This window comes from Streptomyces sp. NPDC002623, assembly GCF_053592635.1.
Window position 1 is genome coordinate 49,532 of the sequence record NZ_JBSFWB010000026.1, and the last position, 15,611, is coordinate 65,142.

Consider the following 15,611-nt stretch of genomic DNA (forward strand, 5'->3'; position numbering starts at 1 on the left):
TGGCGAACCACGCGCGCCGGTGCGCCGGCCCGGTCTGGATTGGGGAGGCCATTCACGAGGAATATCCTTAAATCGAAACTGGTAAATAGACGGTGCGCCCCGACCTGTCCTCAGAACAGCGCTCAGCGCTCTATCCATTCGAGAGCTTTATTGCCCCGCGAGATGATCCTCTGAAGTCAGCGTGAGTGAAGCTGTTCTTTCGGCTGCTGTCCTGAGGCTCGCCCCGGTTGAGATAGTCCGCCTAACCAGGCTTACCACCAGGGTCTCAAGGGGCTCGGCGGTGGAAATGAGTAACGGGTACTTAACTGGAGCCGGGGCAACGGGCGAGGGCCGGACCGGAGCAGCTCTACGGCTGCGAGCTCAGGACCGGTAATCGTCGGGTGACCCCACGGCGGCCCAACGGTGGACGGCTCCGTCATGCCGATTTATTTCACCGGCGCCCGCGGTCAGGGCGCCGACGATAACACCGCCGCGCCCGTGTTCGTCGGCAGGACGGTCTGCGGTCCACCCGTCGTCGACAAGGGAAGGGCCGCCGTCGGACACGTCGACGAGCAAATCCTGGTCGTCGGAGAGGTGGAGAGACAGGCTGATGGGCGGCAGAGCATATTGCACCGCATTGGTGACCAGCTCCGAGACGACCAGCAGAGCGTCATCCAGAATCTCGCCTTCGAGCCCCCAGGAATTCATCACCCTGCGGGCCTCGCGGCGGGCGGTAGAGGGGGACGAAAGATCACGTTCCAGCGGCAGACCCCATGCCAGGGCGGTCCGAGCCGCCGTGGACAGCCTGGGCTTCACCAAGGCGGTGGGGACTCGGGTGGGAGTGCCGGCGACGGCTTGCGCGGTGGGACTCATGATGATCACGACCTTGGGAGCGGGTTTCCGACCACTCCAGGAGACGGCCACGCACCACCGTGACGATTGAGCAAGCCATACTCAATCTGCTCATTTCTACCGAAATGGATATATGCGGCATGGCGAGTCGTCGCCGAGACATAGCCCGGCCAGCACCACCTACTCGTCCGCCGCAACCGCAGTACTGGTGAACGCGCCTTCCGCCGGTCGGTCCGCGAGGCTGCCGCCTCGGCCGGGCGGTTCGGCAGGTTGCCCCTCGACGACTTCGGGACGAGCGTCACGGCGCTGTGGTCGGGTGAACAAGACGTGGCGTCGTTCTACATCGGAGTCAGCGACGACTCGGAAGGCCGCGCACTCCTCGACGAGCTCCACTCCGCAGTCCCCCGAGCCAAAGGCTTCTGAGTCGGACAGCCTTGGCGCGAGGTGGAAAGCCGTGCCGGGCCGACCGGCCTTCGGTGACGCTACCGGCCGTGGTCCTCCCGCACGGCACAGTACTCAGAGGCGAGCAGCCCGAAGAGGACGTCGTCGGTCCACTCGCCCTTGATCCAGGTGCTCCGGACGAGAACTTCTCCTCGGACGAGGAAGAGATCACCGTCCTGAGCACCGCGCAACCCGCGCCTCCGGTCGTGCGACAGGTCGTGCCACTGTTCCGTTGGGACGCCCCGGCAACCGACCAGAGCAGGCGTCGCGGTAACGCCGTCCGCATCTGTCTGGAGCGTCCCTGGTGGTCCTCCGGCGCCGGGGAGAAGCTCGGTGTGGTGCTGGTGAGCAGCAGCACCGAACCGCCCCAGGCCTTGCGCCCGTACCTCACCATGCAGGGTGTGGACCCCACGGTGACGGACTTCGTCCTGCCTCCCTACCCGCGGCTGGCGTCACTCCCTCGCACGGCCGAGTCGGCCACCGGCGTGACCTTGGCAGAGGTATCCGGCACGACGGTCACGATCGCCGGCCATGACGTCTCCTTCGACGCGGCCCGCGACCTTTGGTATGCCGACGTCGAGCTGGTCGCGCCGAACGGGACGCCGCTCGCGGCGTGGCTTCCGTTCGTGCGTCTGGCGCTGGTGCGCTACCAGCCGCACTCGCTCGACGGCTACTCGGTGTCCAAGGTTGTCCAGGCCCCGCTGGTCCAGCTCAGTCCGGAGCGCAAGGCCACCCTTGTGCGCGGTTCCGGCACGGCGACGGTCTCGGTAAGGGGACCGGCGTACACGGGGACTTCGGCGGCGGCGAGCAGCCGTCCGTCGGTTCGCGCTGTGGTCGAGCAGGCGAACCCGGCCGTTCCCGACCCTCATCTGCGTTGGGAGGAGATCGCGGGCTCGGCCGTCACGCTGACCGCGACCGGAAGCAGCGCCCAAACGACCTGGACCGCGCAGCGGCCTGCGCCACATCCAACGACGTACCGACTTCATCGACGGTTGCCTCACCAAAACCGGTCTCTCGCTGGACACGACAACTCAACGGAAAGATCGATGGGACCTCTTAGGGCGGGCGACCTCCCTACGATGTCGCCATGACGATCTCTGGACAGGGACAGCCGCGGATACAGGTCCTGCACGATGAGTCCCGAAGTGACCTGCGGGATCCGGCTCGTCCGCGTCCTGTCCGTGTTTACCTGTGGGAGCCGAGCCGCCCACAGCCTGCACCCGCTCCGCTGGTCGTCGTCTCTCACGGCACCGGAGGTTCCGGCAGTGACATGGAGTGGCTGGTACGACCGCTGCACGAGGCGGGTTTCCGGGTCGTTGCCCTTGATCACCACGGCAACAACTACATCGACGGCTACGAGCCGGAGGGCTTTCTCCATGTATGGGAAAGGCCCCGGGACGTCTCCTTCGTCCTCGAAGCATTCGCCCAGGAACAACCGCTCGGTCCGGTCGGTGTGGCGGGTTTCTCCCTCGGCGGCTATACGGCGGCGGCGCTCGCCGGGGCCCGTGTCGATCCGCAGATCCTGTGGGCGGTACTGACGGGGGCAGTCCCGCTGCCGGAGATCCCCGAGTTCCCCGGCGCGCTGGAGGCGCTGCGGAAGAAGCACCCGCTCAACGAGTCGTCACGACGTGCGCTGGATGCCGCCGCAGCAGACCTCTCGGATCCGCGAGTGCGGGCGGTCTTCCAAGTGGCCCCCGGAGTCGGCGGTCTCGTGACCCCGGAAAGCCTGGCAACCGTGCGGGTGCCTGTGGGCATCCGCTGGGGCGGGGCGGACACAGTCAATCCGTACGAAGTCGACACCAGGCCGTATCTGGAGCACATCCCCACAGCGAGTGGCTGCTCGGCCGGGCCCCATGTCCGCCACGACGACTTCTTCGCCCCGCAACCTGCCGACCCGGCTGTCCGCGTGCGGGTCGGCAAGGAGGCGGCCGCCTTCTTCCAGCAGCACCTTGGCTGACCCCTCGGCGGAGAAGGGGTCGGCGTGGAGCACCCGAGGTGCCGAGCGGTACCTGCAGTGCGAGGACTCCAACGATGTCCATCACCTAGCAGGCCCGGTCATGGTCGCCGTCTGTTCCCGACCAGTGGGACAGCGCGGCATGGGGAACCACGCATTCGAACGCGATACCGCCACTCTCCGCGACCGCTCCCCAAGATCTGTGCCAGAACCCAGCTTTGACGGCACCAAAGCTCCGCCCGGTCCGCTCACCCGGTGCGATGATCATCCACGTGCGGACACGGGCGTTTCAGACACGGCCGATCCAACCCCTTCCCGGCTCATTTCGATCTCCCCCGCCGCTCACGGCTGTCCCCGCAGGAGGCCGTCGTCGCGCACCCGCCGCATCGCCGTCCGCGCGTGGTCGGCAATCTCGTCCAGGTCTCGCTGGTCATGGGCCGTCGACAGGTACATCTTGAAGCCGGGGTAGGCGAACACCCCTGCCCGGATGAGTTCGAGGCCGAAGGCGCGCGAGGCAACCCGGTCCTGCTCCTCGTACGAACGCTGGTCGACGACGGGCCCGGGGCCGAAGACCGGTTCGATGAACGCGCCCGGGCCGATCACCTGGAGCTCGACGCCGAACTCGGCCGCCACATCCAGCAGGCGCCCGCGCAGCGCCCGGCCCGACTCGGCCATGCGGCTGATCCCGTCCTCGTCCTCCAGGACACGCAGCGTGGCGAGCCCCGCCGCGCACGACAGGGGATTGCCGAGCGTGGATCCGCTGACGTAGACATCGGGTTCGTGCGACCCCCCGGCGGCCTCGATCGGCCGGGCGGCGGCGAGTTCGATCAGCTCCCGCCGGCCGGCGACCGCGCCGATCGGGAGTCCCCCGCCGAGCGCCTTGCCGAGCGCGCACAGGTCCGGGATCACGCCGTACAGCTCTTGAGCGCCGCCGAGAGCGAGCCGGAAACCCGTCACGACCTCGTCGAAGACGAGCACGGCACCGATCCGGTCGCACACGGCGCGCAGCCCGGAGAGGAAGCCGGGGGCCGGCTCGATCGCGCGCTGCACCGGCTCCACGATGATCGCGGCGAGGCGCTCTCGATGGGCCTCGGCCAACCGGGCGGCCTGGGCGAGGTCGTTGAACGGGGCGTGCAGCACATCCGCGGCGACCGCGGCCGGAACGCCTCCGCAGGCGGGGCCTTCGACCGCCCGTCCGTAGTCGTGCGAGCCCAGGTACCCGCCATCGAACTTCAGGATCATGTCGCGGCCGGTCGCGCGCCGGGCGAGCCGCAGCGCGCTGAAGGTCGCGTCGCTCCCCGACGCGCAGAACTTGACCGCATCGGCGCACGGGACCAGTTCGACGATCCGCTGCGCCAGCCGGGCCGCCGGCGCGTTGAGGTAGTAGTACGTCGTGCCGTCGCGCAGCTGACGCTCGACCGCCTCCACGACACGCGGATGCGCATGCCCGAGGACGAGCGGCCCGCAGCTCATCACCAGGTCGATGAGCTCGCGCCCGCGCGTGGTCCTGATCCGTGATCCGGCGCCCGCCGCGATCACGAAGGACAGTTCGTCGGGCAGGCGGAACGCGCCGAGGCTGGCGTCCGGCAGCGCCGAGTCGGGAGTGGGCGGGTCGACGGGCGAGTGGAGGGACGACGCTCCGTCCGGTCCGGGAACCCTCATCACGACCGGGGCGATCGACCCGACACGGACACCTCGCACAGCCCGCGCATCCCGGGATCTGTCTCGTCGTTCATGTTTTCCCCCAGCGCGTCGACCCACGCGCGATCATGGTGCGGACCCACATGTCGGCTACGCGCGACTCGTCACCCACATCCGACAGGTGAGAAAACGACCCCGCTACGTCAGTCGACGTCGGTCATTCCCCGGTGCCGACCGCGCGAACCCGCCCGAGGGCACGGCCGCACATGCGGTAGCTGAGGTCGCCCTTCAACGAGATCACCTCGGCGTGACGGACGAGACGGTCGATCACCGCTGCGGCGACCGTGTTGTCGCCGCAGACCTCGTCCCGTCGCCCGAAGGGCTTGTTGCTGGTCACGATCACCGAGGCGCGTTCGCGGCGGCCCGAGGCAACCACGAAGGCGACCCGGCGGCCGGCAACGAACTCGCGCCGGAAGTCGAGATTCTCGCCGGATCCAGGCTGTCGTTGTCCCAGCCACGGACTCAGCCCTCCGCGTCAGAAAACCCCTGCGCGAGGTCGCGATGCCTGTCTGCGGCCAGCCTCCCCTGAGCGGGGCTGACGGTGGATCCGGGCATGCGGCTCAAGCGTTCGACCTCCTCCGCAAAGCGGAGGTGCTCGCGCCGTGCATGCTCACGGCAAGCCAGGCAGGTGACGCGATCCGACCGCGCGGAGGTCATCGCGTACGGCACCCGCAGCCCGCATCCAGAAGCGACGAGGCTCGGCAGGTCGCCGGCCAGACCGAACGTGGATGCCAGCATGTTCCGGACCACGGCATTCCCGCGGACTACCTTCGCCTCGACATGGATGTGCGGATCGTTTCCGCCCATGTGTCCTCCCTGCCCCGGCAACTGGACTGCCCGAGAGCGCTCCTGCCCGGCCGCAACCTGCAGGATCAGTCTGCCATGTACGCGATGATCTTGCGGGTGGCTGGTGCGAACACGGCGCCGGAACCTCCCCCGGCCAACCTGGAGCTGCTGACCCTCCTGGCCCACCAGGGCTACGTGGGGGCCTCGCTGCCCGAGGCCGAGACGGTCGAGGGGTGGAAGGAGACGTACCTGGCGGTGTGGGAAAGCTCCATCGACGGGTTGGATCTCCAGCTCGTCGGCGCGCAGGACGCGGTGGCCGCCCGGTTCGGGGCGGCCGGCCTGGTCCCACTCGCGCGACCACAGTCCGCGAACGTCAGGGCGTCCCGTCCTCGCCGAACACGCCCACGAGAGCCGGCCTTGGGTGACAACGCCGCATGCTCACCGCCCGTCGCGCAGCAGTGCGCAGACGAAGTCTTCCTGGACGGCGCGCAGCCGCTCGAGCCGTGCGGGATCGTTGGTCCCGTTGATCTGGCTCGTGACCGAGAACGTCAGTGAGCGCCGGCCGTCGGGAGTGGCGGCCACGAGTTGCGTGTAGCCCGGGAAGTTGCCGGTGTGGCCCAGTACGACGCCGCACCGTGTCGTGTAGCGGAAGATGCCCAGTCCCGCGGTGTTGCGTCCCGGACCGGCGGGTTGGGAGGCACCCGCGATCCACCGGCGCTGCTCCCACACGACGCCCTTGCCGTAGAGCGCGCCTGAGGCGTAGCCGCGGATGAAGCGGGTCATGTCGACCGGAGTGGAGATGATGCCCCCGGATGCCCATGCACCGGAGGCGCTGACGAGCTCGCTGACGTCCTGCGGGGACGCGGGGTCACTCACGTCGTACCCGTGCAGGTAGGGCTCGGGCATGCGGTAGCCCTGCGGGAGGCTGGTGTCACGCAGCTCCAGCGGCCGGTAGACCAGTCGCCGCAGGAGTTGTTCGTACGGGGTGCCGGTGGCCGCCTCGGCCATCAGGGCGACGGCGATGTTGTCGGAGTTGGAGTACTCGTACCGGCTGCCCGGGTTGAACCGCAGGCGCTCGCCGGACACGTAGTCGAGCAGGCGGCGGGAGTCGAAGTGGTGGCGCGGGTCGGCTACGACCACCGCGGTGAACGAGGGGGCCTGCGAGTAGTCCGGCAGGCCGCTGGTGTGGTTCAGCAGCTGCCGCAGTGTCACCTGGGCCCAGGCGTCCGGGAGCTGCGGGAGGCGCTCGTGCAAGGTGTCGTCCAGACCCAGTGCGCCGCGGTCGACGAGGGACAGGGCCACCGCTCCGCTGAAGGCCTTGGCCGTGCTCGCGATCCGCATATGGTCCTTCTCATGCGGCAGGCGGCCCGTTGCCAGGTCGGCGACACCGGCCCGCAACACGCGGGTCTGCCGGCCGTCGCGCAGCACGGCGATGATTCCAGGCGGACCGCCCGGCTCACTCACGAGCCGCTCGATCTGACGCTGCAGCGCACGGTCGTCCGCCGGCCCTGCGGCGGTCGCCGGCCCGGCGGCGGTGCCCGCGGTGGCCGGTACCAGTACCGCCAAAGAGGCGGCCGCGATGACGAACACGGGCCCCAGACGTGGACGCAGGACGGCACGAAGAGGTCGTGCGGGGCGCAGAGGCATCGAGGCTCCTGAAGGTGGGCGACGGCAGTGCAGGTCAAGCTTCACCGGCCGTGGATACCGGTGCCGCTTCCTGTTGCTGCAAACAGCCCAGTCGGGCATGGGTGGCCGGGTCGGGTCGCCGCCTCTGTGGAAAGGGCGGAGGGCAGCAGCTCCGCGGAGCGACGCGCTGTTTGCCACTGTGCGGCAGGCTTCCACCGGCCCCCGTGGGCCCCGGTCAAACTGTCCTCCGGGTCCACCCCTGATGGAGCCACTGGCAGCCGCCCTGGCCAGGCATCCCGTCGTCCGTCGTCGCCCGCTCCGTGGCTGAACACAGCCGGGCTTCAGTGCTGCGGGCTGTCCCCGAAGGCCGTCACGGTCAGGAAGCGGATCGGCAGTTCGACGAGGCGTTCAGGGCCGTGCGGCGCTTCGCCGTCGAACTGGAGGGCGTCGCCGGGCCGGAGGGTGTAGCTGGACTTGCCGTGGCCGTACGCCATGACTCCTTCCAGCATGTAGATGATCTCGGTTCCGGCGTGCTGGAAGAGCGGGAAGACCTCGCTCTGCTCGGTCAGCGTGACCAGCAGGGCGTCCATCCGCTTGTGGGCGCCCCGCAGCGAGCCGAGCTGGGCGTACTCATGGCCGACCCTGGTGCCGCGCCGGACGATCCGGGCGCCGTGGCCGGCGGGGACGAAGACCGCCTCGCGCTCGTCGTCCATGCCACGGAAGAGGGCCGTCACCGGGACGTCCAGACCGCGGGCGAGCCGGGAGAGGGTGGTGAGGCTGCACGCGGTCTGGGCGTTCTCGATCTTCGAGAGCATGGCCTTGGAGATGCCGACCCGCTGGGCCATCTCACCGACCGAGACCCCGGCCGCCTGGCGGTACTCGCGGGCCCGGACCGCGATGATGCGCTCCAGGGCCTTGTCGTCGGAGTCCTCTGCGGGGCTGGGGTGCTCGCTCACCGGCGAATTCTAGCCCCGGCGGTCCAGGCGGAAGCGCGGGTGGGGTTCGGCGCGGCCGGTGGCGAGGTCAGCGGCCATGGCCCCGATGAGCGGGGCGAACTTGGCACCGTGGCCGCTGCACGCGGAGGCGATGACGAAGGGGCCGTGGCGGTCGAGGACGAAGTCCTCGTCGGGGGTGGTGGTGTAGAGGCAGCTCGCCTCGGCCACCGGGTCGGGTTCGAGACCCGGGAGGCGGTCCCGTACGAAGCCGCTGACCCGCGTCCGCGACGACTGGTCGACGACCCCGTCGCGGGTGCGGGCGGTGGTGGGCGTGCCGCGATCGTGCTCGGCGACCTTGACGGCGGGGAGCAGGCCGCCGTCGCTGCCCGAAGGCAGGCAGTACAGGTGCAGTGCCCCGTCCCAGATCAGGGTCGGCCACTTTACGGACGGGTCCCGCTGGCGGAAGTGGAAGACCTGCTGCTGGGTCACCTCCAACGGCGTCAGCGGGACGGGAAGTCGGAGCTCGGGCAGCCAGGCGCCGGCGGCGATCACCACCGTGTCGGCGACGATCTCGTGGCCGTCGTCGGTGCGCAGGAGCACCCTCTCGCCGCCCTGGACGTCGATGCTCGTGACGCGCGCGCCGATGATCGCGTCCGCGCCGTGCTCGATCGCCCGCCGGACGCAGGCCGCAACGGTCTGGTCGGCGTCGACCACGCCGGCGTCCGGGTGGTACAGCACCGGACCGGTGATACGGATGTACGGCCAGCGCTCCGAGGCCTCTTCCGGGCCGAGGAGTTCGTGGGGTACGCCGGCCGCGGCAAGCAGGTCGGCGATGGCCTTCGGGTCGCGATCCTCGCCCATGTCGAGGCCGCCTGTCATGCGCAGCAAGGGAGTCGAGCTGTCGTGTTCCAGTTCGCGCCACTGCTCGTACGCCTGCCCGGTCAGCCCGACGTAGAAGGGGTCGGCGTACGCCCGTCGGACGATGCGTGAGCTGCCGTGCGAACTGCCGTGCTTGTGGCCGATGTCGTACGCCTCGATCAACGTGACCTCGTGGCCCTGCCGGGCAAGCTGCCAGGCGGTGGCCGCGCCCATGAGCCCGGCGCCGACGACGGCGATCACAGCCCGCTCCCGGGGATCCAGTCGGTACCGGCGAGGGGGACGCGGGCCATGGCCGCGGACTCGATGGTGAGGGCGACCAGGTCCTCGGGTTCCAGGTGGAGGAGGTGGGCCTTGCCGCAGGCGCGGGCGAGGGTCTGGGCCTCCATCGTCATGACCCGGAGGTAGTTCGCGAGCCGGCGGCCGCCCTCGACGGGGTCGAGGCGGGCGGCGAGTTCCTCGTCCTGGGTGGAGATGCCGGCCGGGTCGCGGCCGTCCTGGTAGTCGTCGAAGTAGCCTGCGGCGGAGCCGAGTTCGCGGTACTCGGCGTCGTACTTGGGGTGGTTGTCGCCGAGTGCGATGAGCGCGGCGGTGCCGATGGCGACGGCGTCCGCGCCCAGGGCGAGGGCCTTGGCCATGTCGGCGCCGGAACGGACGCCGCCCGAGACGATCAGCTGGACCTCTCGGTGGACGCCCAGCTCCTGCAGGGCACGCACCGCCTGGGGCAGGGCGGCCAGGGTGGGGATGCCGACGTGCTCGATGAAGACGTCCTGGGTGGCGGCGGTGCCGCCCTGCATGCCGTCGACGACCACGACGTCGGCACCCGCGTGCACGGCCAGCTTGACGTCGTAGTACGTGCGCGTCGCGCCGACCTTGACGTAGATCGGCTTCTGCCAGTCGGTGATCTCGCGCAGTTCGAGGATCTTGATGGCGAGGTCGTCGGGGCCGGTCCAGTCGGGGTGGCGGCAGGCGCTGCGCTGGTCGATGCCGACGGGCAGGGTGCGCATGCCGGCGACCCGTTCGGTGATCTTCTGTCCGAGCAGCATGCCTCCGCCGCCGGGCTTGGCGCCCTGGCCGAGGACCACTTCGATGGCGTCGGCGGCGCGCAGGTCGTCGGGGTTCATTCCGTAGCGGGACGGCAGGTACTGGTAGACGAGGTGCTTGGAGTGCCCGCGCTCCTCGGGGGTCATGCCGCCGTCGCCGGTCGTGGTCGAGGTCCCGACGTCGGACGCTCCCCGGCCGAGGGCTTCCTTGGCCTGCGCGGAGAGGGCCCCGAAGCTCATGCCGGCGATGGTGACGGGGGTGGCGAGTCGGAGGGGGGTCTTGGCGTGCCGGCCGCCGAGGACGATGTCCGTGTCGCAGCGCTCGCGGTAACCCTCGAGCGGGTAGCGGGACATGGAGGCGCCGAGCAGCAGCAGATCGTCGAAGTGCGGGAGCCTGCGCTTGGCGCCCCAGCCCCTGATGTCGTAGATGCCGGTCTCGGCGGCGCGCTGGATGGCGTGGATGGTGGCGCGGTCGAAGGTCGCCGACTCACGCAGACCGTGGGATGCGGGTTCCAAGGCTGGACTCCTCCGGTGAGAGGTCTGGTACAAGGTCTGGTGCAAGGCCTAGTACGCGGTCGTGTTGTCGACCTTGAAGTGGTACAGCTGCCGGGCCGAGCCGTAGCGGCGGAAGTCGGCGGGGGCCTCGTCCCGCTCGGCCGCCTTGAGCAACTCGGCGAGTTCGGCGAGGTGTTCGGCGCGCATTTCCTTCTCCACGCAATCGGCGCCGAGGGACTTGACCGTGCCTCGGACGTAGATCCGGGCCTCGTAGAGGGAGTCGCCGAGGGCGTCGCCCGCGTCGCCGCAGACGACCAGGCGTCCGGCCTGTCCCATGAAGGCGCTCATGTGGCCGACGTTGCCGCCGACGACGATGTCCACGCCCTTCATGGAGATCCCGCAGCGCGCCGAGGCGTCCCCGTCGATCACCAGCAGGCCGCCGTGGGCGGTGGCGCCGGCGGACTGGGAGGCGTTGCCGTGCACCCGGACGGTGCCGGACATCATGTTCTCGGCGACGCCGGTACCCGCGTTGCCGTGCACAGTCACCGTGGCGTGCTGGTTCATGCCGGCGCAGTAGTAGCCGACGTGGCCCTCGATGTCGACGGTGTGGTCCTCGCGGATCCCGCAGGCCACGGCGTGCGCGCCGCGCGGGTTGAGGACCCGCCAGGACGTCGCGTCGGGGCCGTGCAGAGCCTGGTTGAGCTCCCGTACCGGCGTCTCCGCCAGGTCGATCAGCGTCGCCATACGTACACCTCTTCCGGCTCCGGTTCGAAGATGCGGGCGTGCTCGACGCCCGGCAGGACGTCGAGGGCCCGGTATTCGGAGGCCATCGCCACCCACGCGTCGGTCTCGGCGATCAGCGCCGGCTTGCAGGCGATGGCGTCGCGGACGACCGCGAAGGAGTCGCCGGTGGACACCAGCAGCGTGTAGAAGCCGTCGAAGCGTTCGCACAGCAGCCTCAGCGCCTTCTCCAGGTCGGCGCCCTGCTCCAACTGACGGGCGACGAACCGCGCACCCACCTCGGAGTCGTTCTCACTGTCGAACTCGACGCCCTGGGCGCGCAGTTCACGCCGGATGGTGGCGTGGTTGGCGAAGGAGCCGTTGTGCACCAGGCACTGTCCGGGGCCGACGGAGAACGGGTGCGCGCCCTCCGGTGTCACGGCGGACTCGGTGGCCATCCGGGTGTGGCCGACGCCCTGCCAGCCGGTGACGTCGGCGAGCCCGAAGGACTCGGCCAGCGCGACGGGATTTCCGGTGCCCTTGAGTACGGCGAACCCCTCGCCGGAGCCGATCACCCTGGCGCCGGGAAGCGCGGCGACGACCGAGGAGACGTCGGCGTGCACCACGGTCGTGGCGTCGGCATCGTAGGCCTGGACGCCTGGCAGTACAGCCTCCACCTCGGCCTTCGAGGTGCCCAGCAGCGATACGACGGTCCGTCCCGGCGGGGACAGCCTCGGGTCGCCGTAGACCGCGACGCCCGCCGAGTCGGGGCCGCGTTCGACGACCTGGCCGAGCATCGCGGTCAGCAGCTCGCCCAGCCGGGGTTCCAATGAGGGCTCCCGCAGATGGAGCCCGACGATTCCACACATGCCAACTCCCTTCAGAAGGCGGTCAGATAGCGGTCCAGCTCCCAGGGCCCGACCGTCGCGTGCCACTCGAAGAACTCCTCGCGCTTGAGATCTGCGAAGTACCGGCTCACCCCGGCCCCGACCGCGTCCAGCGCGCCGCTGATCACCTCGTCCGCCTGGAGTGCCTCGACGGCGTGCAGCAGGGTCGGCGGGAGTTCCGGGCCCTTGCCGGCCGCGCCGGGCTCGCCCGGGTCGAGGCCGCGTTCGATGCCGTCGAGGCCTGCGGCGAGGGCGGCGGCAGCGGCGAGGTAGGGGTTGGCGGCGCCGTCTCCGCCGCGCAGTTCGATGCGGTTGCCGTCGGGGACGCGTACGAAGTGGGTGCGGTCGTTGCCGCCGTACCCCGCGACGCGCGGTGACCAGGTCGCGCCCGAGCGGGTGTTGACCGCGCCGGTGCGCTTGTAGGAGTTGACGGTCGGCGCGATGACGGCCTGAAGGGCCCGCGCGTGCTCGACGATCCCGGCGACGAAGGAGTAGGCGAGCGGGGAGAGTCCGAGGCCGCGCTCGTCGGTGGCGTCGGGGAAGGCGGGTTGGTCACCCCGCCAGAGCGACATGTGCATGTGCATGCCGGTGCCGGTGCGGTCGGTGAACGGCTTCGGCATGAACGTGGCCGTCATGCCTCGCTGTTCGGCCAGCATTGACACCAGGTAGCGCATGGTGATGACCCGGTCGGCGGTGGTGAGGGCGTCGGCGTGCTGGAAGTTCTGCTCGAACTGGCCGTTGCCGTCCTCGTGGTCGTTGGCGTAGTTGCCCCAGCCGAGGGAGTTCATGGCGCTGGAGACAGCGGTGAGATGGTCGTACATCCGGGTCAACCCGCGTGCGTCGTAACAGGGTTGGGCGGCGGTGTCCCTGGTGTCGGCGACGCTCAGCACACCGTGCTCGTCCCGGTTGACGAGGAAGTACTCGACCTCGGCGCCCACGGACAGCGACAGCCCTTGAGCGGCGGCCCGCTCCAGCAGCCGGCGCAGGATGACGCGCGGGGCGTAGGGCCAGGGCTCGCCCTCCACGTACGGATCGCAGTGCACGAGGGCGAGGCCGGGCTTGACGAAGGGGACGGGGGTGTACGAGGAGGCGTCGGGGCGGGCGACGACATCGGGGTCGCTGGGCTGCTGACCGAGTGCTCCGGCCGCGTATCCGGCGAACCCGACGCCCTCGTCGCGGAGTTCCTCGACGGCCTGGGCCGGGACGAGTTTGGCGCAGGGTTTGCCGGTCAGGTCGACGAAGACGGCGAGGACGAACTCGATGCCGTCGGCGCGAACCAGTTCCGCGAGATCGGGGAGATCGGCGAGATCGGGGGCGGCAGTCACCATGGGCCCCTCCTTAGGGTGTCCACTGTGGTGAATCGTTGTTGCATATCAGTAGACCCGGTTGGCGTTACGAGGAGATTTCCGCCGTGGAAGCTCCCGGTAAGCCTCCCCGGTGGGTCCCCGTAAGCCACCCCGCCAGGCCCCCCGTAAGCCGAAAGCCGGGCCCCGCCCCCCAAGAGGCGGAACCCGGCCGATGCGGAGACGCCTACGCCTCGTGCGAACCGCCGATGGGCAGCCCCGCCAGCAGTGCGCGCCGACTGGGATCAGTTCCAGGACGACATGGTGTTCGCGGTCCGACTGCCGGTCGGGGGTGACGCCGGTGCCGTCGTACCACCGCTCAACTGCTACCGCGTGTTCGCCACGGCGGACGCCGACCTCGCCCCGGACCTGGGCGCCATCGCCGTACGGGCCCTGGCGGTGACGGGTGAGGACGATCCCGGGTCCACCCCCGAGATGACCCGCCGGCTCGCCGCGGCGCTGCCCGACTGCCGGGCGGAGATCATCTCCCGGGCACGTCACATCTACGACGAACTCCTCGACGGGGTCTCGGAGCGCGCCCGGACGATCGTCATCGGCGCCCCCTGGACGAGAAGACCGAGCTGGGCCCACTGGCCTTCGAGGACCAGCGCGACAAGGTCGCCGGGTACGTCGACCTCGGCCGCGACGAGGGCGCCCGCGTGCTGACCGGCGGCCGGGCCACCGACGGCGGCGGTCTCGGCAGGTACTTCTACGAGCCGACGGTCCTCGTGGACGTCGACAACGACATGCGCGTCGTACGGGAGGAGATCTGTTCGACACCGCGGTGGCGAACCATCCGGAGGTGTCGCGTCCCGACCTGATGGTGCTGCGACACACCCATGGAAGCGGTTGATCGCCTCCGCGGCCGGGCGCCAGCCGTCGAGCCCCGCAGGAAGTCATGCCGAGCTTCCAATGGCTGTTCCAATGACTCTTCCGGGACGGTCATGCGGCGCAGCGTCGTCCGGCCACGGAGCCTCCGCGGAAAACCGTTGGCGTACCACGGCGACCACTGCTACTTTTCCGGAGGCCGTGCAAGAGAACGAGGAGGTGGTACCCGTGAACACAGTATCGACATGGGTGCTCCCCTCCGGGGTCATGGTCGGGCGATAGGTCGTCCGGGAGCGCCGTTCAAGAGCCCTCCCGAAAGGCACGATCGTGCAGTTCACTTCTGAACACCACCTCGACGACGGCGTCCTCGAGCGCGAATTCACCCTCGGCGAGATCCCCGGCACCCTGTGGACGCCTGGGTCCCCCGCGCCTGCCCCGCTGATCCTGATGGCCCACAACAACGGCCTGCCCAAGAGCCAAGCCCGGCTGGTGGCCCGGGGCCGGCACACCGCGGCGTACGGCTACGCGGTGGCCACCATCGACGCCGCCGGGTGCGGTGAGCGGCCCCGTTCCGCCGCCGACGACCAGGCCCGCGCCGACCTCCGCCGGGCGATGCAGGCCGGCGAGCCGGTCGACGAGATCTTCGAGTCCCTCGTCGGCCCGCTGGTCGAAAACGCGGTCCCGGAATGGCGGACCACCCTGGACGCCCTCCTTGCGCTGCCCGAGATCGGCGGCCCGGTCGGGTACTCGGGGTGGATGGCCCTCGGCATCCGGCTCGCGGTGGTCGAGCCGCGCATCGCGGTCGCCGGCTTCTTCGCCGGGGGTTTCGTGCCCCGCGCCCAGCGCGAGGAGGCCCGGCAGGTCACCGTTCCGCTGCTGATGCTGCTGCAGTGGGACGACGAAGGGAACCCCCGGCAGCGGGCCCTGGACCTGTTCGACGCCTTCGGCACCAAGGAGAAGACGCTGCACGCCAATCTGGGCGGGCACACCGGCACCCCGTGGTTCGAAGGGGAAGACGCGAGCCGGTTCTTCGGCCGGCACCTGAAGTAGGGCCGGACCGCCTGGCCGCCACCGGACGCCATACGCCAGACGGTGATATGCGTGGGGTAGGAAGCCGGTGAGACGAACTCGCCCGGGGCGGTGGT

The 15,611-nt window shown here is 70.0% G+C and carries 16 protein-coding genes; 5 read left to right on the plus strand and 11 right to left on the minus strand.

Annotated features, from left to right (window positions below; all coding sequences use genetic code 11):
• Window positions 1-360: 360 nt before the first annotated feature.
• A complete protein-coding gene (locus ACWD4O_RS35395) occupies window positions 361-852 on the minus strand; it encodes an ATP-binding protein (protein WP_451286303.1) in 492 nt (163 codons plus the stop codon).
• Between the two features lie 470 nt (window positions 853-1,322).
• Here ACWD4O_RS35395 and ACWD4O_RS35400 point away from each other — a divergent pair, with 470 nt between their 5' ends.
• Together ACWD4O_RS35400 and ACWD4O_RS35405 are read left to right on the plus strand one after the other, a co-directional pair.
• A complete protein-coding gene (locus tag ACWD4O_RS35400; RefSeq protein WP_451286304.1) occupies window positions 1,323-2,363 on the plus strand; it encodes a hypothetical protein in 1,041 nt (346 codons plus the stop codon).
• A 98-nt stretch (window positions 2,364-2,461) separates the two neighbouring features.
• Complete coding sequence (locus ACWD4O_RS35405) at window positions 2,462-3,229, plus strand: alpha/beta hydrolase family protein (protein WP_451286430.1); 768 nt, start codon at window positions 2,462-2,464, stop codon at window positions 3,227-3,229.
• Between the two features lie 339 nt (window positions 3,230-3,568).
• Here the strand turns inward: ACWD4O_RS35405 and ACWD4O_RS35410 are convergent, their stop codons facing one another.
• The 10 genes from ACWD4O_RS35410 to glnT all read right to left on the minus strand — a co-directional run bounded on the left by ACWD4O_RS35410 (window position 3,569) and on the right by glnT (window position 13,623).
• A complete protein-coding gene (locus tag ACWD4O_RS35410) occupies window positions 3,569-4,888 on the minus strand; it encodes an aspartate aminotransferase family protein (RefSeq protein ID WP_451286432.1) in 1,320 nt (439 codons plus the stop codon).
• Window positions 4,889-5,084: 196 nt separating this feature from the next.
• Window positions 5,085-5,393, minus strand: coding sequence for an ATP-binding protein (locus tag ACWD4O_RS35415; RefSeq protein WP_451286433.1), 309 nt, complete (start codon window positions 5,391-5,393; stop codon window positions 5,085-5,087).
• The gene (locus tag ACWD4O_RS35420) at window positions 5,390-5,734 is read right to left on the minus strand and encodes a hypothetical protein (RefSeq protein ID WP_451286306.1); all 345 of its coding nucleotides are present in this window, start codon (window positions 5,732-5,734) and stop codon (window positions 5,390-5,392) included. Before ACWD4O_RS35420 ends, ACWD4O_RS35415 begins: the two co-directional genes overlap by 4 nt.
• Before the next feature lie 417 nt (window positions 5,735-6,151).
• Window positions 6,152-7,360, minus strand: coding sequence for a serine hydrolase domain-containing protein (locus ACWD4O_RS35425; protein WP_451286308.1), 1,209 nt, complete (start codon window positions 7,358-7,360; stop codon window positions 6,152-6,154).
• 320 nt (window positions 7,361-7,680) lie between these two features.
• Window positions 7,681-8,295, minus strand: coding sequence for a helix-turn-helix domain-containing protein (locus ACWD4O_RS35430; protein WP_451286310.1), 615 nt, complete (start codon window positions 8,293-8,295; stop codon window positions 7,681-7,683).
• Window positions 8,296-8,304: 9 nt separating this feature from the next.
• Window positions 8,305-9,393, minus strand: a complete 1,089-nt coding sequence (locus ACWD4O_RS35435) for an FAD-dependent oxidoreductase (RefSeq protein ID WP_451286312.1) — start codon at window positions 9,391-9,393, stop codon at window positions 8,305-8,307.
• Window positions 9,390-10,709, minus strand: a complete 1,320-nt coding sequence (locus tag ACWD4O_RS35440; protein WP_451286314.1) for an FMN-binding glutamate synthase family protein — start codon at window positions 10,707-10,709, stop codon at window positions 9,390-9,392. The genes ACWD4O_RS35435 and ACWD4O_RS35440 overlap by 4 nt, the downstream gene beginning before the upstream one ends.
• 48 nt (window positions 10,710-10,757) lie before the next feature.
• The gene (locus ACWD4O_RS35445) at window positions 10,758-11,432 is read right to left on the minus strand and encodes a GltB/FmdC/FwdC-like GXGXG domain-containing protein (protein WP_451286315.1); all 675 of its coding nucleotides are present in this window, start codon (window positions 11,430-11,432) and stop codon (window positions 10,758-10,760) included.
• The gene (locus ACWD4O_RS35450) at window positions 11,420-12,277 is read right to left on the minus strand and encodes a glutamine amidotransferase (protein WP_451286317.1); all 858 of its coding nucleotides are present in this window, start codon (window positions 12,275-12,277) and stop codon (window positions 11,420-11,422) included. The genes ACWD4O_RS35445 and ACWD4O_RS35450 overlap by 13 nt, the downstream gene beginning before the upstream one ends.
• Before the next feature lie 11 nt (window positions 12,278-12,288).
• Window positions 12,289-13,623, minus strand: coding sequence for a type III glutamate--ammonia ligase (glnT, locus tag ACWD4O_RS35455; protein ID WP_451286319.1), 1,335 nt, complete (start codon window positions 13,621-13,623; stop codon window positions 12,289-12,291).
• Window positions 13,624-13,866: 243 nt separating this feature from the next.
• Between glnT and ACWD4O_RS35460 the strand changes: the two genes are divergently transcribed.
• The 3 genes from ACWD4O_RS35460 to ACWD4O_RS35470 all read left to right on the plus strand — a co-directional run bounded on the left by ACWD4O_RS35460 (window position 13,867) and on the right by ACWD4O_RS35470 (window position 15,516).
• Window positions 13,867-14,304: an alpha/beta fold hydrolase gene (locus ACWD4O_RS35460; protein ID WP_451286321.1), complete on the plus strand. Its 438-nt coding sequence runs from the start codon at window positions 13,867-13,869 to the stop codon at window positions 14,302-14,304.
• Window positions 14,229-14,459 (plus strand): aldehyde dehydrogenase family protein, encoded by a 231-nt coding sequence (locus ACWD4O_RS35465; RefSeq protein WP_451286435.1) that lies wholly within the window; start codon window positions 14,229-14,231, stop codon window positions 14,457-14,459. The genes ACWD4O_RS35460 and ACWD4O_RS35465 overlap by 76 nt, the downstream gene beginning before the upstream one ends.
• 334 nt (window positions 14,460-14,793) lie before the next feature.
• Window positions 14,794-15,516 carry a dienelactone hydrolase family protein gene (locus tag ACWD4O_RS35470; protein WP_451286323.1) on the plus strand — a complete coding sequence of 241 codons (723 nt, stop codon included), beginning with the start codon at window positions 14,794-14,796 and terminating at the stop codon, window positions 15,514-15,516.
• Window positions 15,517-15,611 lie beyond the last annotated feature (95 nt).